This is a genomic window from Neorhizobium sp. DAR64862/K0K3 (genome assembly GCF_050500185.1).
In the GTDB taxonomy this organism is placed as follows: Bacteria; Pseudomonadota; Alphaproteobacteria; order Rhizobiales; family Rhizobiaceae; genus Neorhizobium; species Neorhizobium soli.
Genome location: NZ_CP191450.1, coordinates 823150 through 849667, shown reverse-complemented (window position 1 = coordinate 849667; position 26518 = coordinate 823150). Strand labels below are relative to the sequence as shown.

The 26518-nt window shown below is 60.8% G+C and carries 22 protein-coding genes; 13 read left to right on the top strand and 9 right to left on the bottom strand.

Annotated features, from left to right (window positions below; translation table 11 throughout):
• Positions 1–17: 17 nt before the first annotated feature.
• Both ACQY1L_RS20720 and ACQY1L_RS20715 read left to right on the top strand, forming a co-directional pair.
• Positions 18–746 (top strand): SDR family oxidoreductase, encoded by a 729-nt coding sequence (locus ACQY1L_RS20720; RefSeq protein WP_430244135.1) that lies wholly within the window; start codon positions 18–20, stop codon positions 744–746.
• A 36-nt stretch (positions 747–782) separates the two neighbouring features.
• On the top strand, positions 783–2393 hold the full coding sequence (locus tag ACQY1L_RS20715; protein WP_430244133.1) for an FGGY-family carbohydrate kinase: 1611 nt from the start codon (positions 783–785) through the stop codon (positions 2391–2393).
• Between the two features lie 150 nt (positions 2394–2543).
• Here ACQY1L_RS20715 and ACQY1L_RS20710 read toward each other — a convergent pair whose 3' ends face one another.
• The 6 genes from ACQY1L_RS20710 to ACQY1L_RS20685 all read right to left on the bottom strand — a co-directional run bounded on the left by ACQY1L_RS20710 (position 2544) and on the right by ACQY1L_RS20685 (position 9048).
• Complete coding sequence (locus ACQY1L_RS20710) at positions 2544–3125, bottom strand: NAD(P)H-dependent oxidoreductase (RefSeq protein ID WP_430244130.1); 582 nt, start codon at positions 3123–3125, stop codon at positions 2544–2546.
• Between the two features lie 238 nt (positions 3126–3363).
• Complete coding sequence (locus tag ACQY1L_RS20705; RefSeq protein ID WP_430244127.1) at positions 3364–4773, bottom strand: FAD-binding oxidoreductase; 1410 nt, start codon at positions 4771–4773, stop codon at positions 3364–3366.
• Between the two features lie 2 nt (positions 4774–4775).
• Positions 4776–6089, bottom strand: a complete 1314-nt coding sequence (locus ACQY1L_RS20700; protein ID WP_430244125.1) for a cytosine deaminase — start codon at positions 6087–6089, stop codon at positions 4776–4778.
• The gene (locus tag ACQY1L_RS20695) at positions 6089–6940 is read right to left on the bottom strand and encodes an ABC transporter permease (RefSeq protein ID WP_430244122.1); all 852 of its coding nucleotides are present in this window, start codon (positions 6938–6940) and stop codon (positions 6089–6091) included. The genes ACQY1L_RS20700 and ACQY1L_RS20695 overlap by 1 nt, the downstream gene beginning before the upstream one ends.
• On the bottom strand, positions 6940–7776 hold the full coding sequence (locus ACQY1L_RS20690) for an ABC transporter ATP-binding protein (RefSeq protein ID WP_430244119.1): 837 nt from the start codon (positions 7774–7776) through the stop codon (positions 6940–6942). Before ACQY1L_RS20690 ends, ACQY1L_RS20695 begins: the two co-directional genes overlap by 1 nt.
• A gap of 255 nt (positions 7777–8031) precedes the next feature.
• On the bottom strand, positions 8032–9048 hold the full coding sequence (locus ACQY1L_RS20685; RefSeq protein ID WP_430244117.1) for an ABC transporter substrate-binding protein: 1017 nt from the start codon (positions 9046–9048) through the stop codon (positions 8032–8034).
• A 178-nt stretch (positions 9049–9226) separates the two neighbouring features.
• On the opposite strand from ACQY1L_RS20685, the gene ACQY1L_RS20680 reads away from it, so the two are divergent.
• Positions 9227–10180: a LysR family transcriptional regulator gene (locus tag ACQY1L_RS20680; protein ID WP_430246002.1), complete on the top strand. Its 954-nt coding sequence runs from the start codon at positions 9227–9229 to the stop codon at positions 10178–10180.
• Positions 10181–10192: 12 nt separating this feature from the next.
• Here the strand turns inward: ACQY1L_RS20680 and ACQY1L_RS20675 are convergent, their stop codons facing one another.
• Positions 10193–10993, bottom strand: coding sequence for a creatininase family protein (locus ACQY1L_RS20675; RefSeq protein WP_092662659.1), 801 nt, complete (start codon positions 10991–10993; stop codon positions 10193–10195).
• 891 nt (positions 10994–11884) lie between these two features.
• Here ACQY1L_RS20675 and ACQY1L_RS20670 point away from each other — a divergent pair.
• The 4 genes from ACQY1L_RS20670 (at position 11885) to ACQY1L_RS20655 (ending at position 17049) form a co-directional block, all read left to right on the top strand.
• Positions 11885–13501 carry an ABC transporter substrate-binding protein gene (locus tag ACQY1L_RS20670; protein ID WP_430244114.1) on the top strand — a complete coding sequence of 539 codons (1617 nt, stop codon included), beginning with the start codon at positions 11885–11887 and terminating at the stop codon, positions 13499–13501.
• Between the two features lie 72 nt (positions 13502–13573).
• Complete coding sequence (locus ACQY1L_RS20665) at positions 13574–14524, top strand: ABC transporter permease (RefSeq protein ID WP_113469235.1); 951 nt, start codon at positions 13574–13576, stop codon at positions 14522–14524.
• Entirely contained in the window at positions 14524–15366 is an 843-nt protein-coding gene (locus ACQY1L_RS20660) for an ABC transporter permease (protein ID WP_092662666.1), read from the top strand. The genes ACQY1L_RS20665 and ACQY1L_RS20660 overlap by 1 nt, the downstream gene beginning before the upstream one ends.
• 3 nt (positions 15367–15369) lie before the next feature.
• Positions 15370–17049, top strand: coding sequence for an ABC transporter ATP-binding protein (locus tag ACQY1L_RS20655; protein WP_430244111.1), 1680 nt, complete (start codon positions 15370–15372; stop codon positions 17047–17049).
• A 65-nt stretch (positions 17050–17114) separates the two neighbouring features.
• Here ACQY1L_RS20655 and ACQY1L_RS20650 read toward each other — a convergent pair whose 3' ends face one another.
• The gene (locus tag ACQY1L_RS20650) at positions 17115–18578 is read right to left on the bottom strand and encodes an aldehyde dehydrogenase family protein (RefSeq protein WP_430244109.1); all 1464 of its coding nucleotides are present in this window, start codon (positions 18576–18578) and stop codon (positions 17115–17117) included.
• A 255-nt stretch (positions 18579–18833) separates the two neighbouring features.
• Here ACQY1L_RS20650 and ACQY1L_RS20645 point away from each other — a divergent pair, with 255 nt between their 5' ends.
• Both ACQY1L_RS20645 and ACQY1L_RS20640 read left to right on the top strand, forming a co-directional pair.
• Positions 18834–19688: a GNAT family N-acetyltransferase gene (locus ACQY1L_RS20645; RefSeq protein WP_430244106.1), complete on the top strand. Its 855-nt coding sequence runs from the start codon at positions 18834–18836 to the stop codon at positions 19686–19688.
• 118 nt (positions 19689–19806) lie between these two features.
• Positions 19807–20286, top strand: coding sequence for an Lrp/AsnC family transcriptional regulator (locus tag ACQY1L_RS20640; protein ID WP_092662674.1), 480 nt, complete (start codon positions 19807–19809; stop codon positions 20284–20286).
• A gap of 53 nt (positions 20287–20339) precedes the next feature.
• On the opposite strand, the gene ACQY1L_RS20635 is transcribed toward ACQY1L_RS20640, so the two are convergent.
• Positions 20340–21383, bottom strand: coding sequence for a tartrate dehydrogenase (locus ACQY1L_RS20635; protein WP_430244104.1), 1044 nt, complete (start codon positions 21381–21383; stop codon positions 20340–20342).
• A gap of 162 nt (positions 21384–21545) precedes the next feature.
• Between ACQY1L_RS20635 and ACQY1L_RS20630 the strand changes: the two genes are divergently transcribed.
• The 4 genes from ACQY1L_RS20630 to ACQY1L_RS20615 all read left to right on the top strand — a co-directional run bounded on the left by ACQY1L_RS20630 (position 21546) and on the right by ACQY1L_RS20615 (position 26403).
• Positions 21546–23000, top strand: coding sequence for an NAD-dependent succinate-semialdehyde dehydrogenase (locus ACQY1L_RS20630; RefSeq protein WP_430244101.1), 1455 nt, complete (start codon positions 21546–21548; stop codon positions 22998–23000).
• A 19-nt stretch (positions 23001–23019) separates the two neighbouring features.
• Positions 23020–24171 carry an acetylornithine deacetylase gene (gene argE, locus ACQY1L_RS20625; RefSeq protein ID WP_430244098.1) on the top strand — a complete coding sequence of 384 codons (1152 nt, stop codon included), beginning with the start codon at positions 23020–23022 and terminating at the stop codon, positions 24169–24171.
• Between the two features lie 26 nt (positions 24172–24197).
• Entirely contained in the window at positions 24198–25409 is a 1212-nt protein-coding gene (locus tag ACQY1L_RS20620; protein WP_430244095.1) for a M20/M25/M40 family metallo-hydrolase, read from the top strand.
• A 67-nt stretch (positions 25410–25476) separates the two neighbouring features.
• A complete protein-coding gene (locus ACQY1L_RS20615) occupies positions 25477–26403 on the top strand; it encodes a 2-hydroxyacid dehydrogenase (RefSeq protein ID WP_430244093.1) in 927 nt (308 codons plus the stop codon).
• Positions 26404–26518 lie beyond the last annotated feature (115 nt).

Sequence of the window (26518 nt, the reverse complement as noted above, 5' to 3'; positions counted from 1 at the left end):
GCCACAGGAGTTTCATCATGACGAAGAGTATGGACGGAAAGGTCGCGGCTATCACCGGGGCCGCTTCTGGGATCGGGCTTGCTTGCGCGAAAAAGCTGATCGATGAGGGTGCGACTGTCGTGCTTGTCGATCGCGCCGAGCACAGGCTGAAGTCACTCTGCGAAGAACTGGGCGAGCGCGCCCGCATGGTGGTGGTCGATCTCCTCGATGGGCCACGCGTCTCCGGCCTTCTTCCGCTCATTCTGGACGTGGCGGGAAGGCTCGATATCTTCCATGCCAATGCCGGTGCCTATGTCGGCGGGGCCGTGGCAGAAGGCGATCCCGACGCATGGGACCGCATGCTGAACCTCAACATCAATGCGGCATTCCGCAGCGTGCAAGCGGTTCTGCCGCATATGATCGCACAGAAGTCCGGCGATATCCTCTTCACCAGTTCGGTTGCCGGTGTGGTTCCCGTGGTCTGGGAGCCGATTTATACCGCTTCCAAATTCGCGGTGCAGGCTTTCGTGCACACAACGCGTCGCCAGGTTTCAGAGCATGGTATTCGCGTTGGTGCTGTTCTTCCCGGTCCCGTCGTAACGGCTCTCCTGGATGATTGGCCGAAGGAAAAAATGGATGAGGCCCTGGCGAATGGCAGCCTGATGCAGCCGCAGGAAGTGGCGGAGGCAGTCTTTTTCATGTTGTCGCGTCCTCGCAATGTGGTCATTCGGGATCTTGTGATCTTGCCGAATAGCGTCGATCTATAGGCACGACACGATATCGATTAGCCGGAGGAGTAAGGCATGAGCGGTTCTAGGTATTTTATCGGCGTGGACGTGGGCACGGGCAGTGCGCGCGCCGGTGTCTTCGATGAGAAGGGTGAGTGCCTTGGAACCGGCAAGCGCGACATCGAGATCTATCGCGATCACGCTCACATGGTCGAGCAATCCAGCGCCAATATCTGGGCCTCGGTCTGCCATGCAGTTCGCACGGCTCTTCAGCAGGCAAAGGTTTCGCCAGATCAGGTCGCAGGCCTCGGTTTCGATGCGACCTGCTCCCTCGTCGTTCTCGGCGAGGGTGGACGTCCGCTGCCTGTTGGCCCTTCGGACGATCCGGCGCGAGACATCATCGTCTGGATGGATCATCGCGCTGTCGAACAGGCCGAGCGGATCAATGCGCTCGGACACGGCGTGCTGCGCTATGTCGGCGGCCGTATTTCGCCTGAAATGGAAACGCCGAAGCTCCTTTGGCTCAAGGAAAACCGCCCGCAAGTTTTCCGCGAGGCCTGGCAGTTCTTCGATCTGGCCGACTTCCTCACCTGGCGTGCCACGGGCAGCCTCGCCCGCTCTACCTGCACGCTTGCCTGCAAGTGGACCTATCTCGCGCATGAAAGCCGCTGGGACCCCACCTATTTCCGCCAGATCGGATTGCAGGAACTCGCCGACGAGAATTTCGCCCGTATCGGCCGGGAGATCGTCGAGCCCGGCACCGCAGTCGGGCAGGGACTGACGGTCGCGGCTGCAGAGGAGCTTGGTCTTCGTGCGGGCACGCCTGTTTCCGCCGGCATGATCGACGCGCATGCAGGCGGTATCGGCACCGTTGGCATTGGCGGCACGCCGGAACTAAACCTCGGCTATGTTTTCGGCACCTCATCCTGCACGCTGACCTCCACCAGCAGCCCGAAATTCGTCCCCGGCGTCTGGGGGCCCTATTTCTCGGCCATGGTTCCAGGGCTGTGGCTGAACGAAGGTGGTCAGAGCGCGGCTGGCGCGGCGATCGATCAATTGATCAGCTTTCATCCTGCTTTCCATCACGCGAGCGAGCGGGCGAAGGCGGAAGGTCTTTCCCTGCCCGTGATGCTGGCCAATCTGGCGGTACAGGCAGTATCCTCGACGTCGCACGTCGTCTCCCTGGCGAAGGGTCTGCATGTTCTGCCAGAGTTCTTAGGCAATCGTGCACCTTTTGCCGATCCCGCCGCACGCGCTGCCATCGCCGGTCTCGGCATGGAAAGAGATCTCGAAAATCTGGTGGCGCTCTACGTGGCAGGGCTCTGTGGCATAGGCTACGGCCTGCGCCAGATAATCGAAGCACAGGCAGATGCTGGCGCAGATGTGCAGCAGATCATCATCAGCGGTGGCGCTGGCCAGCATGATCTGACCCGTCAGATCCTGGCAGATGCGAGCGGAAAGCCGGTGGTTGCACCAAAGACGTCGGAGCCTGTCCTGCTCGGAGCAGCGCTCCTGGGAGCGACTGCGGCAAAATCTTTCACTGATCTGAGGCAAGCCATGCAGGCGCTCAGCAAAGCGGACCGCATCTACGAGCCAGCTTCCGGCGATATCCGATCCATTCACGACCGGCGCTTCCAAGCTTTCCGGACGCTCCAGTCGGAATTACGCAAGATCAGGGACTTTTAGCTTTCCGTCACGGACGTTGCGACACCAGAGCAAACGCGATGACAGCTACGAACGCGTCACGGCAAGTTATAGAAGCCTCTGTGCACTCAGGACCGCGCATGCCACGCTAGGTTCAAGGCGATGAGAAAGGTCTTCAATCGTTCTTTCCTCTCAGAAGTTTTCCATCTCGCGGCGGACCCTGGCCATGAAGGCTGCGCGCGTTTCTTCGGTGCAATTGTTCATGTCGTAGTGGGCGAGATATCTGACCGGGGCGCCGATCTTGATCTGGGCGCGGATCAAGCGCTTGACGATCTTTTTTGGCGGATTACCGGCGAGGAAGGCGCGCATCGGGGTGGCACCATAGGTCATGACGGCGGCGAGTTTTCTGATGTGGCGCAGTGTCGGGGTCAGTTTGCCGTCGACGAGATCGAAGGAGACGCCGGGTAGCCAGACGCGGTCGAAATAGCCCTTGAGCATCGCCGGGAAGCCGAAATTCCAGACGGGGGTGACGATGACGAGTGCTTCGGCTTTCCTCAGGCGTTCGACATAGGGCTGCACGAGGGAGAGGTTGTCGGGAATGTCGTGATAGACGCGCCGGTCGTGCGCCGAGAGCACCGGGTCGAAACCCTCCTCGTAGAGATTGCATCCGTCGACCTCATGGCCGGACTTTTCCAGGCTCTCGCAGGTGAGCTTGTAGAGCGCCCGGCCGAAGCTTTCTTCGAGGGGATGGGAGTGGAGGACGAGTACGCGCATGTCAAAAGCTCCAAGTCGTTGCCCGCCGCATCAGCGGTCGGGGTTCCAGTTCGAAAACTTCCGCGCCGTTTGTCCCAGCATGCTGATCCGTCGCCGCCTTTAGCCGAGGGATGGAGGATGCCATGTCGTGAAAGGCATGGGCCGGAAAGGTCTGGCCGGGAGTACCTTCGGAATGGGGTGTGGTGGCGGTCAATCGTTGCGGCTCCGGAACGGGGGAGCCGCAACGCATCGTGTGCGCCTATGAGGCTTCGGAAAAGACCCCCAGCCCCGGAAACAGGTAGTTCTTCCCCGCCGCAAAATCGAAATCCGGGTTTTCCCACGCAATCATCTTGCCGGGGTTGAGCAGGCCCTTCGGATCGGTTTCCTTCTTGAAGGCGAGCTGGACGTGGTCGGTCTGCTTCATGCCGCCTTCTTCCAGCGTGTAGCGATGCGGGTTGAAGATCGGGCAGCCGTTTTCCTCGTGGATGCGGATGATTTCCTCCAGCCGCTCCTTCGTCGTGTAGCGCACCAGCGGCAGGCCGGCGCACTGGATTTGGCCGTCGAACTTGATGAATTCGAGATGGCCGATGACTTCGTCGGGGAAGAGTTCCGTCATGGTGCGGACCTTCTCGACGTGGTCGGGGCCGGGATACTGGACCTGCAGATAGGTGATCGCGGGATCGACCTTCAGCGCGCGGAGCGTCGTGTGGTTCCAGGTGAGCTCGAAGGCATGCGGGATGCCCTTCATGCTCTCGACCGTATCGGAGCGGAAGCAGACATCGCCCTTCATCTTCTCGGCGAAGGCGAGGAAGGGTTCGATGGAATGGGGCGCGACCATCAGCACCACCACCGACTGGCCTTCCTTCAGCCAGGGCTTGTGGCGGGTGAAGTAGTCGTAAGGGATCGGTGCTGCGATCGGGGCGACTTCCTTCAGGAGGATGCCGTTCTTGTGGGCAAGCGCATCGGCGAATTTTACCGCATCCATGAAGTTGTCATAGCCGACGATGACATCGACCCAGTCGTAAGCAGGCGCCAGCGGCATCTCGACTTCGGTGATGATGCCGTTGGTGCCATAGGCATGGGAGACCTTCTGCAGGTCCCAGGCGGAAAGTTCGAGCACGCGCGGCTCGGCTTCCATGGTGACGACGCGAAGCCTCAGGATATTGCCGAGATCGCGAAGCCCGCCCCAGGTGATGGAGCCGACGCCGCCGGAGCCTCCGGCGATGAAGCCTGCAACGCTGGCGGTCTGCTTGGTGGACGGGTGGAAGCGGAGTTCTTGGGCCGAATGTTGCTTGGTCTGGCGGTCCAGCTCGGAGATGATGATGCCGGGCTCGCAGATGACGCGGCCGGGCAGGATCTCTTTCACCTTGTTCATGTTGATGAGATTGAGCACGATGCCGCCCGAGAGCGGCATGGCCTGGCCATAGTTTCCGGTGCCGCCGCCGCGCGGGGTGACGGGCACGCCATGGGCATAGGCGACCTTCAGGGTGCGGATCACCTCTTCTTCCGATGTCGGCGAGACGATCAGGTCGCCGACCACGTTGTCCAACTCGGCTTTCAGGATCGGCGAATACCAGTAGAAATCGCGGCTTTTCATTTTGATCAGAGCCGGATTGTCCTCGACGGCGATGCCTTCCAGCTCCTCGATGATTTTGGCGTAATCAGCCATGTCTAAACTCCAAGAAGTGGGTCAAGGTCGCGGTAATCCGGCAGGCTGCGGTCGATGCCCATGCCATTCCGCATCACGATGCGGTCGGCCTGCGGACGGGAGAGGAATTCGCTCCAGCGACGGGCGCTGAAGAGAACGAGATCCGCCTTGCCACCAACCGCGATGCGGCCATGGTCGGGGCGCTTCAGGATATCGGCGGGCGTGCGGGTGACGACCCTTGCTGCGGTGTCGAGCGGATGGTCGAGATGAATGATGCGGACTGCCTCGCGAAAAACTTCGACGGGGTCGAGATCGCCATAGGCATAGAAGGGATCGCGAGTGTTGTCGGAGGAGACGGCGGTGGCGACACCGGCTGCCGACAGTTCGTGGAACAGGGTAACGCCGCGCTGGCGGGGTGTGCGGCCGGGGTGGCGATCCTGCAGATACATGTTGCACATCGGCAGCGAGACCACCGAGAGGCCGGCCTCGGCCACCAGGTCGATGGTTCGTTTTGCCAGGTCGTCGTCCTGGCGGGCGAGCGAGCAGCAATGGCCGACAGTCACCGCGCCCTCGAAGCCATTGCGGATCTTGGCTTCCGCGATGGTCTTGAGCGTCAGTGTTTCCTTGTCCTGCGTCTCGTCGACATGCAGGTCGATGTCGATGTCATTCTCGGAGGCTGTGCGGAAGAGGATGTCGAGCTTCTCGTCGAGTTCCGGCATCAGATAGGTGACGCCGCCGAGGAGGCCCTTGTTGGCGACGATGACCTCGATCAGATCCTTGAAGAAGGCCTCGTCGGTGATCTGGTCGAAGGGGAAGAGGGCGGCCGCCTGCAGGTCGACCTTGCCGGCCCAGGTCTCACGGACCTCGGAAAACACCTCGAAAGAGATGCGGTGCTGGGGCGCCAGGCTGTCGAGATGGGTGCGGACAAGGCTTGTGCCGTGGGCATAGGCCGTTCTCAGCGAGAATTCCATGCGGGCTTTGACGTCGGCTGCGGACCACCTGGCTTCCCGGTCGGCCTTGACGGCTTCCAGCGCGCCCATAAAGTCGCCTGTCGGGTTCGGCCGGCGGTCCCAGATATGGCCCTTGTCGAGATGGGTGTGCATGTCGACGAAGGTCGGCCAGACCATGCCGTTTCTCAGGTCGGTCGAGGGCAGGCCGGCGGGAGCCTCGCCAGGCTTGAGGATCGCCTCGATCTTGCCATCGGCAACGACGATGTCGGCGCTGATCAGGCCCTCGCAGGCGGGCGCCTCGACGCCGTCGACGCAAATCTGTGGCAGCGTCGCATTGGCAAGGACGAAGCGCTTGGCGGAGGGGAGGGCAGTGATCGGGCTCGACATCAGTTTTCTCGTTTCAGGCTGCTCTCGTGCCAGCGATGCAGCGCCAGCCACGAGATGAAAGAGGTAATGGCAAAAATCACGACGCCGAGGCAGGAGAGCAGGAAGAGCGCTGCGAACAGCCGGGGAATGTTCAGACGGAACTGTGCCTCAAGCAGGCGGAAGGCAAGACCGGAGCCTGCACCGGCCGAGCCTGCGGCAAATTCGGCGACAACGGCGGCGATCAGGGCAAGGCCGCCACCGATCCGGAGCCCAGTCATAAAGTAAGGGAGCGAGGCCGGCAGTTTGAGATAGAGCAGCGTCTGCCAGCGGGAGGCACCGTAGAGGTCGAAGAGATTGAGAAGGTTATGATCGACGCTCTTCAGGCCCTGAACCATGTTGGAGAGGATCGGGAAGAAGGCGACGAGGAAGGCGCAGATCAGCAGCGCCACCTGCGTCGAGGGCGAGTAGATCAGGATCAGCGGGGCGATCGCGACGACCGGGGTCACCTGCAGGATGACGGTGATCGGGTAGAAGGCGATCTCGATCCACTTCGACTGGACGAGGGCAACGGCAATGCCGACGCCGCCGAGAAGCGCGAGGCCGAGCGACATCAGGGTGATCCTGGTGGTGACCCAGAGCGCCGGCGACAGCGTGCCCCAGTCCTTGATGAGGGCACCGGCAATCGCGATCGGGCCGGGCAGGATATATTGCGGCACGCCCGAGACCCAGACGCCCACCTGCCAGATGACCAACAGGATGCAGACGACGAGAATTGGCACGAGGATTTTCAGCAGGGTTTCGCCATAGAGCGAGGCAAAACTGCGTCCGGACTTTGAGACGGGCGTGAGAGAGACGGGTGGGGGATTGCTCATCAGTGAATCTCCATACCGTCAGCAAGCGGAAACCCGATGGCCTCGATCAACGAGCGCGAGACCTTGTCGCAGGTTGCCCGATACTCCTCGGAGGTGCGGTATTGCAGGCCACGCTCCGCGCTGGTCACCAAGGGGAAATCGTCGTGGACGCGGCCGGGACGTGCCTTCATGACGATGATGCGGTTCGACAGATAGGCGCTTTCGAAGACCGAGTGGGTGACGAAGATGACCGTGATGCCGGTTTCGCGCCAGAGCCGCAGCACGTCGTCATTGAGCTTCTGGCGGGTGATCTCGTCGAGGGCGGCGAAGGGTTCGTCCATGAGGAGGAGCCTTGGCTTGGTGACGAGCGCGCGCGCGATCGAGACGCGCATCTTCATGCCGCCGGAAAGTTCGCGCGGATAGGCGTCGACAAAGTCCTTGAGGCCGACGCTGTCGAGGGCGGCGAGGATATCGGCTCTGGCGGCAGCCTTCGAAATGCCGCGCAGCTTGAGTGGCAGGTAGACATTGCCGAATACGGTCGCCCAGGGCATCAGCGTCGGCTCCTGGAAGACGAAGGAGATGTCGCCGTCGGGCAGGCCCTTTGAGTTGATGCGGGAACTCGGCCAGTCGATCGTGCCTGATGTGGTGTCGCCCAGGCCGGCGATGATCCGCAGTGCAGTCGACTTGCCGCAGCCGGAGGGGCCGAGCAGCGAGACGAATTCGCCACCGTTGACGGTAAGCGACATGCCGGTCAGCGCGACCGTGCCGCTGGAGAAGACCTTGGACACGTCCTTCATCACCAAAAGCGCCCGGCGCTGTTTGGGAGGGGGCGGGGTGATGGGGTCTATCTCGGCCATGCGATACTCGGTTTGAAGGAATGCTGATCGGCGTCTCCAGCGGGCAAAATTCCCCCTCTGGCCTGCCGGCCATCTCCCCCACAAGGGGGGAGAAAACTTGTGGCAAGGCCCTGCCCAAACGGAACATCGACGGCAGGGGCCGGGTTAAGGCCTCCCCCTTGTGGGGAGGGTTGGGAGGGGTTTTCTGTCAGTTGGCAGTGATCACCCCCACCCGCAGCTTTGCTGCGACCTCCCCCCTCAAGGGGGAGGTGGAGATCACTTCTTCAGAGCCATTCCAACGCCCTTGCAGACGAACTTTGTGGTGTAGGCCTTCTTGTAGTCGAGGTCGGCCGGCTGGACGGCGATCTGGACCATGGAGTCAAAGAAGGCCTTGTATTTCGCGTCGGTCATGCAGCCGATGCCCTTGTCCGTCGCTTCGCCTGAAACAACGATGCCGTATTCCTTCATCTTCTTGATCGAGTATTCGATCTGACCATCCGTCATTTCCGGATTGTCTTTCTTGATGAGGTCGTTGGCGGCCTTGTTGTCGCCGTAGAGGTATTTGTACCAGCCCTCGGCCGAGGCATCGACAAAGCGCTGCACGACATCAGGCTTGCTTTCGACCATGGCCGTCGTGGTCGTGATCATCGTGGAATAGGGGTTGTAGCCGTTGTCGGCGAGCAGGAAGACCTTTGGTGCCCAGCCGGCCTGTTTCTCGATCTCATAGGGTTCCGAGGTCAGGTAACCCTGCTGGGCGGACTTCGGATCAGAGATGAAGGGGGCAGGGTTGAAGGTATAGGGCTTGTACTTCTCGTCGGTGAAGCCCGCAAAGTTCTTCTTCATCCACTCGTAATAGGTGACGTAACCGTCCTTGCCCATGAAGATCGAGTTGAGCTTGGCGAGGTCGGCGAATTTCTCGATGCCCTGGTCGGGATGGGCGAGCAGGACCTGCGGGTCCTTCTGGAAGATGGCCGCGACGTCGATCAGCGGGATCCCTTCCTTGACGGCGTCCATTTCACCGAGCGGGCCGCCCATGTAGAAATCGACCTTGCCGGCGATCAGCAGTGCACGGTTGGCGGCCTGCGGGCCTCCCTGCACGACGGTGACTTTGAGGCCGTGTTTTTCATATGTGCCATCGGCCACGGCCTGGTAAAAACCGCCGTGTTCGGCCTGGGCCAGCCAGTTGGTGCCGTAGCTGACCTCGTCGAGGGCAAAGGCCGTCGTGGTTGCGGCCAGCGATGCGCTGAGGCCGAAAAGGGCGAGAAGACTGGTCTTGGTGAGCGTGTCGCGCATTGGTCGTTCCCCTGTTCGTTCCGGGTCCCGTTTTCGGGCTTCCTTTGGCGACATTTGATCGGCTGCCATGCGTCTTGAAAAGCATCAAAATTCGCCCGCATCGATGCTTTTTTTGCACTACTCCGCTGATTGCTGCATAGTGAAGCGGCATGGCTATTTTTTGCGCAGCGGAGGTCTCGTGCTTCACTCTCGAAAGCTCATCTATATCAATGAAATCGTTCGTTGCGGCTCCATCCGAAAGGCGGCTGCGCGGCTCAACGTCGCTTCGTCAGCAGTGAACCGGCAGATCCTCGCGCTGGAGGAAGAGTTGGGGGCGCCGATCTTCGAGAGGTTGCCTAAGGGTTTGCGGCTGACGGCTGCCGGCGAGCTCTGCATCGAGCATATCCGCGACGTGCTGAAAAATTACGAGCGGCTGGAGGGCCGGCTGCGCGGCTTGAAGACGCCACAGATTGGCAAGGTGTCGCTGGTGACGACCGTGGGGCTGGCCTCCGGGCCGCTGCCGGCAATCCTGTCGGGCTTTATCGCCAAACATTCGCGCGTGCAGATCAAGCTGCGCAGCGATGGCGGGGTGACGACGATCAATCCGGTGCTGACAGGCGAGGTGGATGTCGGCCTCGGCTTCAATATCCCAGCGACGCCCGGTATCCGGACGCTTGCCAATTTCGACGTACCTGTTGGCGTCGTGCTGCCGCCGGGGCATCGGCTGGCGCTGGAGGAGGGGCCGATCGATCTTGTGGAGGTGGTGCAGGAGCCGCTGATCCTGGCGCAATCGGGCACCAGCCTGCGCAACATTATCGATCTGGCGCTCGCGCCGCTGCCGCTGCCGGTCGATCCGGTGGTCGCGACGAATTCATCCGAGTTGATGAAGCAACTGGTCAAGGCGGGCACCGGGCTGACGCTGCTAAACCCGCTTGATGCGGTGGCCGAATGCCGACGCGGCGAGCTCGTCTTCCGTCCGCTTACCGAGGCGCATGTGCGACATCAGCCGATGAAACTGTTTGCCCGGGCGCGGGCACCGCTCGATTCAGCCACCAGCCTGTTCATCGAATATCTGATGCAGGAATTGCTTGTCCTGGTGCAGGACCTGAAGGACCGCGGCCACATCCCTGAAAGTATCCGTGCAACAGCATGACGGTTCGTGGCCTCAGCCGGGCGTATAGAGGTTCGACAGAGGGTAGGCGGCGATGTCGCGCAGGAGTTCGATGAAGCCTGCCACCTGATGTTTGCAGATCGCCTCGCCCTTTTCCGCCGTGCCCTTGGAGGCGTCGCCGACCACGCCATGCGGGTTGAGGTCATGGGCGATCCAGGCCAGCGAATGGGGCGGCAGGGGCGTGAGGAATTTCGAATTGGCCCGGATTTCCTCGGCCTTGGACACAAAGTTCTGCGCCTTGTCCATGCGCACCAGGTCGGGGCGAAAATGCTGCATCAGCGAGGTCTCGACCTCGCCGCCGTGAATACCGTAGCGGCTTTCGTGCTCGGAGATCATGCCGTCGGGATTGCCGAAGCGGCTCCATTGCGTGGAGACGACGGCCATCTGGTGGCGGACGCGGAGTTCCCGGGCGACGATGCTCATGACATCAACATTGCCGCCGTGCGAGTTGACGATAACGAGCTTGCGGATGCCGGCTTCCGCCACCTTTGCGCCGATCGCCGTCCAGGCGGGGATCAGGATTTCCGGGCCGAAGGACAGGCTGCCGGGACCATAGACATGTTCGTTGGCCTTGCCGATTTCCTGGGTCGGCAGGACGAGGAAGTCGAGGTCATCGGGGCGCTGGGTCTTCAATTCGGCAAGCATGCCATTGGCGATTGCAACATCTGTGGCGATTGGCAGGTGGGGGCCATGCTGTTCGGTCGAGGCGATCGGAAGAATGGCGACCGTCGTCTCGGCCGAAAGCGAGGCGAAATCATAGGTCGTCAGTTCGTTCCAGAAGAATGGTCTGGCCATGGCCTTGCCCCGATTTGTGTCCTTATCCCGTTCGATAGGGCAAATATGCAGTGCGCGAAAAGCATCATATTTCGCTCGCGGCGATGCTAATTTGCGCTCGCCGGGCTCGAGATCGGGAGGATCCTGGCACCAGCGGTGCCAGGTCAATGTTGGTAGGTGCGCTTTCAGCGTGCTGGTTGCATGTGCCGGGCCGCTTTGAAGTTCGAATTTACAAGTTTCAATAGCACTAGGTCCCCGCAACCAAAATCATTCAAAACGAACCCGTAGCTCATGATGCGGGTGTCTTGTGTTGTGGGAATAGTGACACGAACGATCGGCATCAGACGCTGCTTGGCTTCTTCCTCGCCATTGTACGGGCAAGAAACAGCCGTTTGCGGTCGCTACCTCGACATGTTCAGGTCGAATTGCTGCTTCAGCTTGGCGATCTTTTCCTGATAATTGTCCGCCGGCATGCCGCTAAACATCGTCTCCTCCGGGAGTCTCACAAACACGGTCATGCGGTCTTCCCCCGTTGCGAAGATGCCACTCTGGGTGAAGTTCCAGGCGATGTGAAAGCCGATGCTCAAACAGAACCGGTGTGTTGCGGATACCGTTGGGAGGCTTGTTATAATACTTCAGCCTCACAGGTTTCCACCAGCGCCGTGTCGCCAAGTACACTTTATGATTGCGCAGCTTTGCCTGCTGAACGCGAAGTGCAACGCACAGCACACAACGCCTGTACGCCAGCAATTCGTGAAATATTATGCGGTCCAAGTGGCAAATACCGCGCAACAGCCATCCTGAAGCGGGCAATAGTGGATGAAGCGAGAATTCCTGCCTTTCGTAGGCTCTGTGAGGCCTTAAAAGGTTCGAAAACGCTGATAAACCGATAATAAAGGGAACAGCATCGTCATGACACATCAGTTCGATAAGTCCCGCTGGAGCCGCAACGACGACAGCGCAGTTGAAAACGCCATTCGTCGCGGCGCGACCCGTCGCGATCTGCTTCGCATGCTCGCTGCCGGCGGCGTGGTCGCCGCAACTGCTGGCACGTTCATCGGTTCAGCACGAAATGCTGTCGCCCAAACGCCCAAGAAGGGTGGCGCGTTGCGCTTGGCGCTCAACTCGACCTCGACCGCCGATACGCTCGATCCGGTCCGCGCCTCGGCGCAGGGCGATTACATGCGCATGTCCACCTTCTACAACAAGCTGACGGTGCTCGATAACTCGCTGACGCCACAGATGGAGCTGGCGGAAAGTTTTGACACCACGGACGCCAAGGTCTGGACGATCAAGCTGAAGACCGGCATCACCTTCCACAACGGCAAGACGATGGATTCCGCCGACGTGGTCTATTCGCTCAGCCGCCATGTCGACCCGAAACTGACCTCGCGCGCCAATGCGCTGGCCAAGGCAATGATCAAGATCGAGGCCGTCGACAAGACCACGGTGCGCATCGAACTCGACCAGGCGAATGCCGACCTTCCAGCCATCCTCGGCACCTATCATTTCGTCATCATCCCGGAGGGCACCTCGGATTTCACCAAGGCTGTCGGCACCGGTCCCTACATGACTGAAGTGTTCGAACCCGGCATCCGCACGGTCGGCAAGCGTAACCCGAACTATTTCAAGTCAGATGCGGCTTATGTCGACAGTATCGAGATGTTCGGCATCCCGGATGAAAATGCCCGCGTCAACGCGTTGCTCTCCGGCGATATCCATATCGGTGCTTCGATGGATGCCCGCTCGGCGCCGCTCGTGAAGGCCAACCCCAATCTTCGGCTGATGGTCGCTCCCGGCGGCAGCTATACCAACCTCAATATCCGCATGGATATGGAGCCGGGCTCCAAGAAGGACTTCATCGACGGCGTGCGCGCGCTCATCAACCGCGATGCCATCAACCGCGCCGTCCTGCGTGGCTTCGGCGAACCGCATAACGACCAGCCGATCCAGCGCGCCAGCCGCTATTTCAATGCGGATGTCGTCGCGCCGGCCTTCGATCCCGAGCGCGCCAAGCATCATTTCGAAAAGGCCGGCCTTTTAGGCGTCGGCATTCCGTTGATCTGCTCGGACGCTGCCAAGGCTTCGCCCGACATGGCGATGGTGCTGCAGCAGGATGCCGCCAAGATCGGCGTCAAGATCGACGTGCAGCGCATGCCGGCCGATGGATACTGGTCGAACCAGTGGATCAAGGCGCCGTTCCACTTCGGCAACATCAATGCCCGCCCGACCGCGGATATCCTGTTCTCGCTGCTCTACAAGTCGGACGCCGCCTGGAACGAAAGCCGCTACGTCAACCCGAAATTCGACCAGATGCTGCTCGAAGCGCGCGGTTCTCTGGACGAAGCCAAGCGTAAGCAGATCTACGGCGAGATGCAGGCGATGGTGGCCAGGGATGCGGCAACCATCATCCCGGCCTATATCGCCAGCGCCGATGCCATGAGCGCCAAGGTCGGTGGCCTCAATCCGCATCCGCTCGGCATGCTGCAGGGCTATAACATTGCCGACACCGTCTGGCTCGACGCCTGATCGATCATGGCGCGCGGGATACCGCGCGCCTTTTCTGCAGGATTTCCAGACTGAGCGAGAGGCGCAGCCTATATGAATAAACGCATCCTTGAGATGATCGGCGGGCGATTGGCGGTAGCCGTTCTGTCGCTGTTCCTCGTGTCGCTGGCGGTCTTCTTCATCACGGAGTTGTTGCCCGGCGATACCGCACAGGAACTGCTTGGCCAGGCTGTGACGACGGAAGCCGCAGCCCAGCTTCGCGAAACGCTCGGTCTCGATCGTCCGGCCATCCTGCGTTATTTCGAGTGGATCTTTGGGCTGCTGACCGGTGACCTCGGTTATTCGCATGTCTCTGATCGGCCGGTTGCCAACCTGGTTGCCGAACGCCTGCCGAACTCGCTCACACTCGCTGCCATTACCATGGCCATCACCATTCCGCTGGCGCTCGGTCTCGGTATCGTCGCCGCCATCTGGAGAGGTTCAATTTTCGACCGGGCGATCTCGTCAGCTGCGATTATGCTCGTTTCCTTCCCGGAATTCATGATCGCCACGCTGCTGGTGATGTGGCTGTCCGTCTACATGCAATGGCTGCCGGCTTTGTCCTTCATCCCGGCAACGGCCGATTTTCGCACCATCGTGCTCGCCTTCATCATGCCGGTTTCCGTTCTGGTGTTCGGCAGCTGCTCGCAAATGATCCGCCTGTCGCGCGCGGCCATCGCCGATGCGATGGCGACTCCTTATGTGGAAATGGCCGTGCTGAAGGGCGCTTCGCGCGGCCGCATGGTGCTGCGCCATGCGCTGCCGAACTCGGTCGCGCCAATCGTCAATTCCGTTGCGCTCAGCATGTCGGGCCTTCTCGGCGGTGTGATCATCGTAGAGACGGTGTTCAACTATCCAGGCCTTGCCAAGCTGATGGTTGATGGTGTCTCGACGCGCGACATGCCGCTCATCCAGACCTGCTCGATGATTTTCTGCGGCTTTTATCTCGTGCTGATCACTGCAGCCGATATCATCGCCATCCTGTCCAATCCGAGGTTGCGCTGATGACCGTTTCCGCTGCACCACGACGCAAGATCCGCATGCATATTCGCCCGATCGCTGCCGTCTGCTTGGCTGTCGTCCTGTTCTGGACGATCGTCGCGATGTTTGCACCGCTGCTGGTTCACTACCCTGTCGGCGACATGGTCAGTTACGATTATTTTGGTCCGATGAGCGGTGAATACTGGCTCGGCACCGATTATATCGGTCGCGACATCTATTCCCGCCTGATCGTCGGCGCCCGTTACACGATAGGCATCGCCTTTGTCGGCCTGATCCTTGCGGCGCTGATCGGCATCACGCTCGGCCTGCTGGCTGCCGCTTTTGGTGGCCTGTTCGACATGGTCCTCAGCCGCGCCATCGACACGTTTGTCGGCATTCCAAACCTGCTTCTAGCGCTGGTCATCGTCGCCGGCGGCGGCTCCAGCATCCCGATCCTGATCTTTGCCATCACCATCATCTTTTTCCCCGGCTGTTTCCGCTTCACCCGGTCGATGGCAGTCAATGTCAATGCGCTCGATTTCATCTCGGCGGCGCGTGCACGCGGGGAAGGCCATTTCTATGTGATGATCCACGAGATCCTGCCCAATATCGTCGGACCGATCATGGCGGATCTCGGCCTGCGTTTCGTCCACATCATCCTGCTTCTGTCGGGTCTCAGTTTTCTCGGCCTCGGCGTGCAGCCACCTTTCGCGGACTGGGGCGCACTGGTGCGCGAAAACATGATCGGCATTTCCTACGGATCGCCAGCCGTGGTCGTGCCGTCGCTGGCGCTGGCCAGCCTGGCGCTCGCCATCAACCTCCTGATCGACAACCTGCCGCAGCGCATTCGCGACCAGCTGGAGTAGACCATGACCATTCTTTCAAAAAACGTGGGCGACACGCTGGTCAAGGTCGAAGACCTCAGAGTGACCGCGACCACTGACAGCGGTCGAAAAATCGAGATCCTCAAGGGCGTGTCCTTCGATGTCCGGCGCGGCGAAGTGCTGGCACTGATCGGTGAATCCGGCTCTGGCAAAACCACGATCGCTTTGTCGCTGCTCGCCTATGCTCGCTCCGGCTGCCATTTTTCCGGTGGCCGTGTCCTGCTCGATGGTGTCGACCTGGTTGGGCTCGATGAAAATGCCCGTCGAAAGCTGCGCGGCAACACGGTGTCCTACGTTCCCCAAAGTGCGGCGGCGTCGTTCAATCCGTCGAAAAAGATCATGGATCAGGTGGTCGAAGTCGCCGAGATCCACGGCATCATGGACAAGGCGGCTGCGCGTAAGAAAGCGATTGGCCTGTTCCGTAGCCTGTCGTTGCCATCACCGGAAACCATTGGCGACCGCTATCCGCACCAGGTCTCGGGCGGCCAGTTGCAGCGCTTGGCCGCCGCCATGGCCCTGCTTGGCGATCCCGAACTGGTCGTTTTCGACGAACCAACGACCGCGCTCGACGTCACCACCCAGATCGAGGTGCTGAAAGCCTTCAAGGCCGCCATCCTCGATCGTGGCATGACCGGCGTGTATGTCTCGCATGATCTCGCGGTTGTGGCGCAGATTTCCGATCGCATCATCGTCTTGAAGGATGGTGAGGTTCAGGAAGCCGGCGAGACAGAACAGATCGTCGGCGCCCCGGCACATCCCTATACGCAGGCGCTGATTTCGGCTTTCGAGCCGGTGGAACCGGAAGCCGCAGGCTCGCGCCCCGGCGACAGCGTCGTTCTGGAAATGCGCGATGTCGTTGCCGGTTACGGTCCTGTCAACAGCGACGGCCGGCCGCATATCGTTGCTGTCGACGGCGTCAGCCTCACCCTGCAACGAGGCCATTCGCTCGGCGTGATCGGCGAATCCGGCTGCGGCAAGAGCACGCTCCTGCGGGTTGCCGCAGGTCTGCTGCCGGCCGCAGCGGGTGCCTGCATTCTCGATAGCAAGGAACTGCGCCCGCAGGTCAGCGCCCGCAGCAAGGACGAACTGCGCAAAATGCAGATCGTTTTCCAGCTGGCTGACACGGCGCTTAACCCAGCTCAGACGGTCGGCAACATCATCGGCCGCCCTTTGACCTTCTACCACGGCATGAAGGGCGAAGCGCGCGACAAGCGGGTCATCGAGCTTCTCGACATGGTGCGCATGCCGGCGCAGTTCCGTCACCGGCTTCCGCGCGAACTGTCGGGCGGTCAACGCCAGCGCATCAACCTTGCCCGCGCGCTTGCCGCCAAGCCGGATGTGCTACTCTGCGATGAAATCACCTCAGCGCTGGACACTGTCGTAGCCGCCAAGGTTCTCGAACTGTTGAAGGAGTTGCAGCGCGAACTGCATCTTTCCTACCTGTTCGTCAGCCACGACATCCACACCGTGCAATCGCTTTGCGACGAGGTAGTGGTGATGTTCGGCGGCAGGAAGCTGGAAACCTTTGCCGCCGCTCACCTGCATGCAGAGGCGCGCCATCCCTATACGAAACTGCTGGCCTCTTCGCTGCCGACGCTCGATCCGACATGGCTCGAAAATTTGCAACAGGACCCGGAACTGGTGCGCAAATTCGCCCACACGTGACGCTTGGAAAATACAGCCCAAAGACAAATGGCCCGGATCGCTCTGGACCATTCTCGTTCGAACGATCAGAGATCGATCAGCACCGACTTGGTGCGCATCGCCCCCATATAGGCTTCGCGGCCGAGATCCTTGCCGAGGCCGGAACTCTTGTAGCCACCGGTCGGCAGGATCATGTCGCGTGAACGACCATAGCGGTTGACCCAGACGGTGCCGGCTTCCAGCTTGCGCGACATGCGGATTGCCCGCGACAGGTCGCGGGTGAACAGGCCCGATGCCAGACCGTAGGTCGGGTGGGTGGCGAGTGCTGTTGCTTCTTCCTCGGTTTCGAATGTCTGGATGCTCAGGACCGGTCCGAAAATCTCTTCCGTCACGGCCGGGTTGGTTTCATCGACACCGGCCAGAATGGTCGGCGCATAAAAATAACCCTCCGATTGCATGCGGCAGCCGCCGGCCACGACTTCCGCACCCGCAGATTTGGCGGCATCGACGATGGCTTCGATGCGGGCGATCTGGGTCTCGGAAATGATCGGGGAATACGTGGTGTCGGCATCCCATGTCTTGCCGGGCCGCATCGCCGCCATATGGCCGGCGATCTTGGTGGCGAGTTCTTGCGCCACTGATTTCTCGGCGATCAGGCGGGATCCGGCGACGCAGACCTGGCCGGCATTGCCGGTGATTGAGCGGGCGATACAGGCGGCGGCGAGGTCGATATCGGCATCGGCAAACACCACCTGCGGGCTCTTGCCGCCAAGCTCCAGCGTCATCGGCTTGATGCCGGTGCGGGCGATATCCTGCATGATCTGCGCACCGGCGCGGGTGGAGCCGGTAAAGCTGACCTTGCCGACCAGCGGATGCGTGGTGATGGCAGTCCCGGTCACCGGGCCATCGCCGAGCACGACATTGACGAGACCGGCCGGGATGCCGGCGCGCACTGCCAGTTCGGCGAGATACAGCGTCGAGAACGGCGTCATTTCCGATGGTTTGATGACGATGCCATTGCCGGCGGCAAGCGCTGGGCCAAGTTTCCACGCGGCCATGGACAGCGGCACGTTCCAGGGCGCGATCGCGCCGATCACGCCATAGGGTTCATGCAGGATCATGCCCATCTGCGCGTCCGCGGTCGGAACGACCTGGCCACCTTCCTTGTCGGCAAATTCGGCGAAGAAACGGATATGGTCGGCGCAGTTGACCACGTCGCTCTGGCGCGCCTGGGTGATCGGCCGGGTCGAGCAGACGGCTTCCAGCTGCGCCAGATAAACGGCTTCCTCATCGATCAGGTCGGCGAAGCGCCGCAGGATGCGCGCACGGTCACGCGGCATGCAGGTCGCCCAGTCGGATTGGCGTTGAACGCGTGCCGAAATCTGGATCGCCTCATCCACCAGTGCCGCGTCGGCGACCGGAATGGCGGCCAGCGGTTTGCCGTCGCTCGGACGCCGGATTTCCAGTGCGTCCGCGCCCTCGACATAACGTCCGTCGATAAAATGGCCCTTCGGCAGGCGAAGCGTTGCGGGATCAACGGAGAGCGTCATGCAAGGTCCATCCGGTTTTCAAGCGATCGGCCGAGGATGTGTGCTCGACCATGGTGCCGACAGGTTACCGGAGGATGGATGGGCATTTGTGCCGTATCGACCTCGAGGGACCGAAGATACTGCGCATTTGCGCCTGCTGCCCAAGAAACGCGGCAGAAGAAAATGATGCGTAGCCACGGGTAAAGCGCGGAAAATGCTGCGATACCTCTCTAGGATGTTATTCTGTCAGAAGCGGCGATTGAGCGGATAGCGGCATTGGAAACGAGAAAAATCGACAATTTCGAGCTTCAGCTCGTTCCAATGGCGGAGGAGCATATTCCTCGGTTGCACGAGCTTTCGATCGCCGTGAACTGGCCGCATCGCCCCGAGGACTGGGCCGTCGCGCTGGCGCTCGGCGAAGGCGTTGTCGCCTTTGACGAGATCGGCCGCCCGGTCAGTTCGGCCATGCTGTTTCCACTCGGCGAAGGTGTCGCCAATATCGGCATGGTCATCACATCGCCGCGCCTGCAGAACCATGGCGCCGCCCGGTGGCTGATGGATGAAATGCTGCAGCGGACAAAAGGCAAGGTACGGCGGCTCAACGCCACCAAGGCCGCCTACAACCTCTATCTCTCGATGGGTTTTCAGCCATATGCGCTTGTGCTTCAGCATCAGGGCACGGCAATTGCCTTGCCGGGCGAAGATACGCGGGTGCGGTCCATGACCGACGCCGACATTGCCGCGATCATCGACGCCGACCGTCGCGGTTTCGGCTCCGACCGCAGCCATGTCGTCGAACATCTTCTGCCGCTGTCGGAAGCGACGGTGCTGGAGGAAAATGGCAGGATCAATGGTTACGCCCTGTGTCGCCGTTTCGGCCGTGGCCATGTGCTCGGCCCGGTCGTGGCCGCCAGTGAAGAGGATGCCATCGCCTTGATCCGCCCGCTCATTGCGGCGCACGAAGGCAATTTCCTGCGCATGGATACGCGCCATCCGAACGGACCGTTGCAGGCAGCGCTTGAACAGGCAGGTCTCGTCCTGTTCGATCACGTCACCACGATGCAACTGGAGCCGATCGGCAAGGTGCCGGAACTGACGGTGTATGGACTTGCCAATCAGGCATTGGGATAGGATCTGCCGCGCCAACCTCCACCGGGGGAGAGATGTGACTTCTGCTCTGGCTGGATCGCAAACTCCCCGATATCATGCACGCGATGGCCGGATGGCTGGATAACGCAAGGGTACAGACGTGAAGCTTGACCGCATCGACATTCGGATTTTGCACGAGTTGCAGAAAAACGGACGCCTGACGAATGTCGAACTTGCCGACCTCGTTCACCTGTCGCCCAGCCCATGCCTGATGCGGGTGAAGAAGCTGCAGCAGGTCGGCTATATCACCGGTTATTCCGCCCATATCGATCTGGCAAAACTCGGCCCCACCGTCACGGTGTTTACCGAAGTTACGCTCAGCAACCATCGCCAGAACGATTTCTCGCGCTTCCAGCAAGCGATAGAAAAGGTTGAAGAGGCGATAGAATGCCACCTTATCTCCGGTGGTTATGACTATCTGTTGAAATTCGTGACGGCCAGCATTTCCGACTATCAGGAATTGATGGAGCGCCTGCTCGAGGCCGAGATCGGCATCGACAAGTATTTCAGCTTCATCGTGATGAAATCACCCTTCGTGAAACACCACCTGCCGCTGCGCACCCTGTTTCCCGAGTCTTGAAGATGAATCCGCCCGCCAGTCGGACCGGCAGGCGCTCGTCCTGTCGTTGCTGATCAGACGATGCGGTCGCTGACCGCCCTAGTAATTTCGTCCGTCGAATTCTGTCCGGGTGTCGTGCCGATGCCGGCTTCCGTGGTCGCTTCGATGGCCGCCATGACCCGAGCGGCCGATGCGGTTTCGCCCAGATGTTCCAGCATCATCGCCGCGGACCAGATGGCGGCGATCGGGTTGGCAATGCCGAGATGAGCGATATCCGGTGCCGAACCATGGACAGGTTCGAACATGGACGGGGCAGAGCGGTCCGGGTTGATGTTGGCCGACGCCGCAAAATTCAACCCGCCCTGAATGGCGGCACCGAGATCGGTAAGGATATCGCCGAACAGGTTGGAAGCCACAACGACATCCAGTGTTTCCGGCGCCATCACGAAGCGGGCAGCAATCGCATCGACGTGATAACGCGACACCTCGATATCCGGATATTCGGCGGCTAGCTGATCGGTGACCTCGTCCCAGAACACCATCGAATATTTCTGGGCATTCGACTTTGTCACCGATGCCAGTTTGCCGCGCCGTTTCCGGGCCTGCTCGAAACCGAAACGCAAAATTCGCTCGACGCCCTTACGGGTAAAGATCGAGGTTTCGACCGCCACTTCATCGGCCGTGCCCTGATGCACCCGGCCGCCAGCACCGGAATATTCACCCTCCGTGTTTTCCCGGATGCAGAGAATGTCGAAATTGTCAGTCCGCAACGGGCCGACCACGCCCGGCAGAAGGCGATGAGGTCGAATGTTGGCGTACTGGGTGAAATTCTTGCGGATGGGCAAAAGCAATCCGTGCAACGATACCGAGTCCGGCACTTTCTGCGGCCAGCCGACGGCACCGAGCAAAATGGCATCGAATGCGCGCAATGTTTCGATGCCGTCTTCCGGCATCATCCGTCCGGTCTTGAGAAAAGTGTCGCAGGACCAGTCCAACCAGGTGCCGTCGAGCTCCACGCCGTCGAGCGCGCAGGCCTGTGAGATCACCTTCCATGCGGCCTGAGTGACCGGTGTTCCAATCCCGTCGCCGGGGATCAATGCAATCTTGTGGGCAGCCATCGATGTCTCCTCATGTCTTTATCGCAAGGGTCGCAGACCTCTCCGTGATTTGCTGCCGGTCTTTTCGACGAGCGCAGCATATTCTGCCCGGCGCTGGAAAAGAACCGCATGATCGTTCGCGCCCGACGTTGCACATATGGATCAAGACGAAAGGATGTTTTCATGCTTGGGCTTTCGGATACCTCTCTTTTCCAGACGAGCTGCCTGATCGGCGGTGAATGGCGTGATGCGTCAGACAGCGCACGTATCGCGGTGGTCAACCCCGCCGATGGACAGGTGATCGCCGAGGTGCCCGACTGTACGGCAGAGGATACGGCGCAGGCGATTGCCGCTGCTCAAAAGGCACTACCGGAATGGCGCGCCCGCACGGCCGCAGAGCGTGCGAAACTTCTGGAACGCTGGTCAGCGCTGCTTGTCGAGCACACGGAAGATCTGGCACGCATCCTGACGCTCGAACAGGGAAAGCCGCTTGCCGAAGCGCGTGGCGAAATCGCCTATGGCAATGCCTTCATCAAATGGTTTGCCGAAGAGGCCCGCCGGATCGGCGGCAGCACTATCCCGTCGCCGACAGCCGGGCGCCGCATCATGGTGATGAAGGAAGCCGTCGGCGTCTGCGCCATCATCACACCGTGGAATTTCCCAAACGCGATGATCACCCGCAAGGTCGCGCCGGCACTGGCTGCCGGCTGCACCGTCGTCATCAAGCCCTCCGACTTCACACCGTTGTCGGCGCTCGCGCTTGGCGTTTTGGCCGAGCGGGCCGGAATCCCGGCCGGTGTCATAAATGTGCTGACAGGCAAGCCGGAGGCGATCGGTGGCGTGCTGACCTCCAGCCCTGTGGTGCGCAAACTGTCCTTCACAGGCTCGACCCGCGTCGGTTCGCTGTTGATGCAGCAATGCGCCGGCACAGTGAAGCGCCTGTCGCTGGAACTCGGCGGCAACGCGCCGTTTATCGTGTTCGATGACGCCGATCTTGATCTTGCCATTGAAGGCGCGTTGCAATCAAAATTCCGCAATGGCGGCCAGACCTGCGTCTGCGCCAACCGCATTCTTGTCCAGGCCGGCATTTACGACGCCTTCTCGCAAAAGCTGGCGGCACGTGTGTCGGCAATGAAGGTCGGCGATGGCCTGACGGATGGCATGGATATCGGCCCGATGATCAACTCGGCCGCCGTGGAAAAGATCAACCGCCATGTCGCAGATGCGCTCGCCAAGGGTGCCAAGGTCATTTCCTCGGCCGTTTCCGGCGCAGAGGGCGCGCAGTTCGTGACGCCCGTGGTTCTGAGCGTCGCCACCACGCAGATGATGCTCGCCCAGGAAGAAACCTTCGGGCCTGTGGCGCCGCTTTTCCGTTTCGAAACCGAAGAAGAGGCGATCGCGATTGCCAACGACACGCCTTTCGGTCTCGCCTCATACTTCTACACCCGCGATCTGGCGCGAGCTTTCCGGGTCGGTGAGGCGCTGGAGACCGGCATGGTGGGGTTGAACACCGGGCTGATCTCGACCGAAGTCGCCCCCTTCGGCGGCATCAAGCAGTCGGGCCTCGGGAGGGAAGGGTCGCAACTCGGTATCGAGGAATATCTCGAGACGAAGACCTTTCATATCGGCGGACTGTAATGGCAAGATGGGGACGCGGATGTCTGTGCAGGAAATACTCTCCGATCTGGTCGCCATCCCGTCACTTCCCGGCACGCCAAATACCGTGGTGACCGATTGCCTACGGTCACACCTGTCGCATGACGGCATCGACGTGACGGTTCTGCCGGGACCGGAATGCGACCGCGCCAACCTGTTTGTAACAATAGGTCCGCGCGACAAGCCGGGTTACATCCTGTCCGGCCACAGCGATGTCGTGTCGGTCGACAATCAGGTATGGGCATCCGATCCGTTTCGCCTCTCCGCAAGTGGAGAAAAACTGATTGGCCGCGGCACCACCGACATGAAGGGTTTTCTTGCCTGTATTCTGGCCATGGTGCCGGAGTTTGCCGCCATGCCCCTGCGCCGCCCGGTGCATCTGGCGTTTTCCTATGACGAGGAGATTGGCTGTCGCGGCGTCGGCCACATGATTGCCCGGCTGCCGGAGCTTTGCGCCCCACCGGTGGGCGCCATCATCGGCGAGCCGAGCGGCATGCGGCCGGTCTTGTCTCACAAGGGCAAACAGTCGCTGGAGCTGCACTTTACCGGCAAGGCGGGTCACTCTTCAAATCCGGCGCTCGGCGAAAATGCCATATATGCCGCAGCGGACATGCTGGTGCATATCCGTGAGATGGCGCAGTCTATGGAACGGGATGGGCCTTTCGACCAGCGGTTCGCACCGGCTCATTCTACCTGCCAGGCCGGCGTGATACACGGCGGCGCTGCCGTCAACATCATTCCCGACAGCGCCGAAATTCAATTCGAAGCGCGCGCCATACCGGGCATTGATCCGCGTTCGCTGAGCGTCTCGATTATCGACCGTATCGACGCGCTGAACGTCGAAGCGAAGGCGGCAGGGCGCAATCTGTCGGCCACATGGCGTGAAACCTCCAGCTATCCAGCGCTGCCGCCCTGCGAGGATCGCGGGTTTGTCGCGCTGATGGAGCGGATGAGTGGCAATCCCTCGGTTCAGGCCGTCAGCTACGGCACCGAGGCTGGGCTGTACCATCAGGCCGGCATTCCATCGATCATCTGCGGGCCAGGCGATATCGGGCGGGCGCATGGTCCTGACGAATTCATTCTTCTGTCCGAGTTGCAGGAATGCCTGGCGATGCTGCGCAGGCTCGGTGCAGAATTGTGTCGCGACGTCTGACGCCAGATTCTCAAGAAAGCCATTTCATGACCAATGACATTACCCGCAAAGTGCTCGCCCACGCCGGCTTCAAGAGTGCACTTACCCATATCGATGCTGGCTATGACCGCTTCGTCGACGAACTGATCACGCTGACCGAGATCCCCGCTCCCCCCTTCCGGGAAGAGCGCAAGGCTGCCGCCTATCTGGACATGATGCAGGAAGCCGGGCTGGAAGAGGCCGCACACGACGAGATCGGCAATGTCTGCGGCCTGATCCGCGGCACCGGCAATGACGGTTATCTCGTCGTTGCCGCACATCTGGACACGGTCTTTCCCGAAGGCACCGATGTTACCGTTCGCCGTGAGGGGACCAAACTTTTCGCACCGGGCGTCGGTGACGACACGCGCGGCCTTGCCGCCAACCTGACGCTGATGCGCGCCATCAAGCAGTCCGGCATACGCCCGAAAAAGACGATCCTGTTCGTCGGTGATGTCGGCGAAGAGGGCAAGGGTGACCTGCGCGGCATTCGCCATCTGTTTACGGAAGGCCAGTATCGCGACCGCATCGACGGCTTCATTTCCGTCGATGGCCCGGAAACGGCGCGCATCGTCAATCAGGCGGTCGGCTCCTATCGTTACCGCGTGACCTTCAATGGTCCTGGTGGCCATAGCTATGGCGCGTTCGGCACGGTCAATCCGGCCTATGCCATGGCCGAAGTGCTGACGGGGCTTTCGGAACTGCATTTGCCGACGGAACCCAAAACCACCGCGACCCCTTCCGTCTTCGGCGGCGGCACCTCGATCAACGCGACGCCCGAAACCGTGTGGTTCGAACTCGATCTGCGCTCCGTGTCGCAAACCGAGCTTGACCGCATCGATGGCGAATTCCATGCCCTGCTGGAAAAGGTCGCTGCCGAAAACGCCCGTGCCGACATCTCTACCGGCAAGGTAACGGTCGAGGCCAAGCGCATCGGCCACCGCCCCGCAGGCGCCGTTGCCGACAATGCGCCAATCATCACGTCGAGTCTCGATGCGATCAAGGCTTTCGGTTTTGAACCGCGCCTGACGGCATCGTCCACCGATGCCAATATTCCGATCAGCCTCGGCGTGCCGGCGGTCTGCATCGGTTCCGGCTCGGGTGTCGGCGGCCGTGCCCACTCGCTCGAGGAATGGATCGACGTGGATCGTGAACCGCAACTGCGCTCACTGCATGCGCTTTTGGCTGTGATCCTCAGCGTTACCGATCTGGAAGATTGAGCCAGGTCATATGGTTTATTGCTGTACGCCCAAGGCGGGCAGCCCTGTGCACCTAACTGGAGAAGCAATGACCTTTCAGATCCTGTCCTATCCCGGCCGTGTAGAAACGTTCCGCAAGATTTTTGGCCGCGATATGCCGGAGGTCGGCTTTGCGGGCTCGGTGGAAGAGGCTGATCCGGCCGATGTGCGTTATCTGATGGCCTGGACATTTCCGGACAATCTCGCAAGGCGTTACCCCAATCTCGAATTGATCTTCTCGACCGGCGCCGGCATCGACCAGATGACCGCCGTCGATATCCCGCCGGGCGCAAAACTGGTGCGGATGATCGAGGAGGGCGTTACCACGCTGGTGCGCGATTATGTGGTGATGGGCGTTCTCGGCCTGTACCGCGACCTGCCGGCCTTTCTCGCGCAGCAACGGCAGGAAATCTGGAAGACCCGCGATTTCGTCTGGCCTGACGAGCGGCAGGTCGGCATTCTGGGCTTGGGCGAACTCGGCATGGCGACCGTCAATGCGCTGCGACCCTTCGGTTTCAAGCTGGCTGGCTGGAGCCGCACCGCCAAAACCATCGACGGAGTCGAGTGCTACCACGGCGCCGATGGCCTGCGTGACATGCTGGCCGGAACCGATATCCTCGTCTGCCTGCTGCCGCTGACGGACGAAACCCGCCATATCCTCGATGCGAAACTGTTCGCACAATTGCCGAAGGGTGCCGGCCTCGTGCATGCGGGCCGCGGCGGCCATCTCAATCAGGACGCACTTCTTGAAGCACTCGACAGCGGCCATCTCGCCGGTGCGTTCGTGGATGTCACCGATCCCGAGCCGCTGCCGGTCGGCCACCGTCTGTGGTCGCATCCGCATGTTGTGCTGACACCGCATATCGCCGGCCACAGCCGCCCGGAAAGCGCCGCCGAAGCGACCATCACCAACATCCGCCGGCATCTGAAAGGCGAACTGCTGAAGGGGCTGGTCGATCCGAAGCACGGATATTGATGCGGAGGGGCGGGTGTCGCGAATGCCTTCTGGCAGCAACGTTCGCAGCACGTTCGAAACTTGGCAGAAAATGCGGCAACGGCATCCATCCCCGGCGACCTGCAACTGCCGCCTC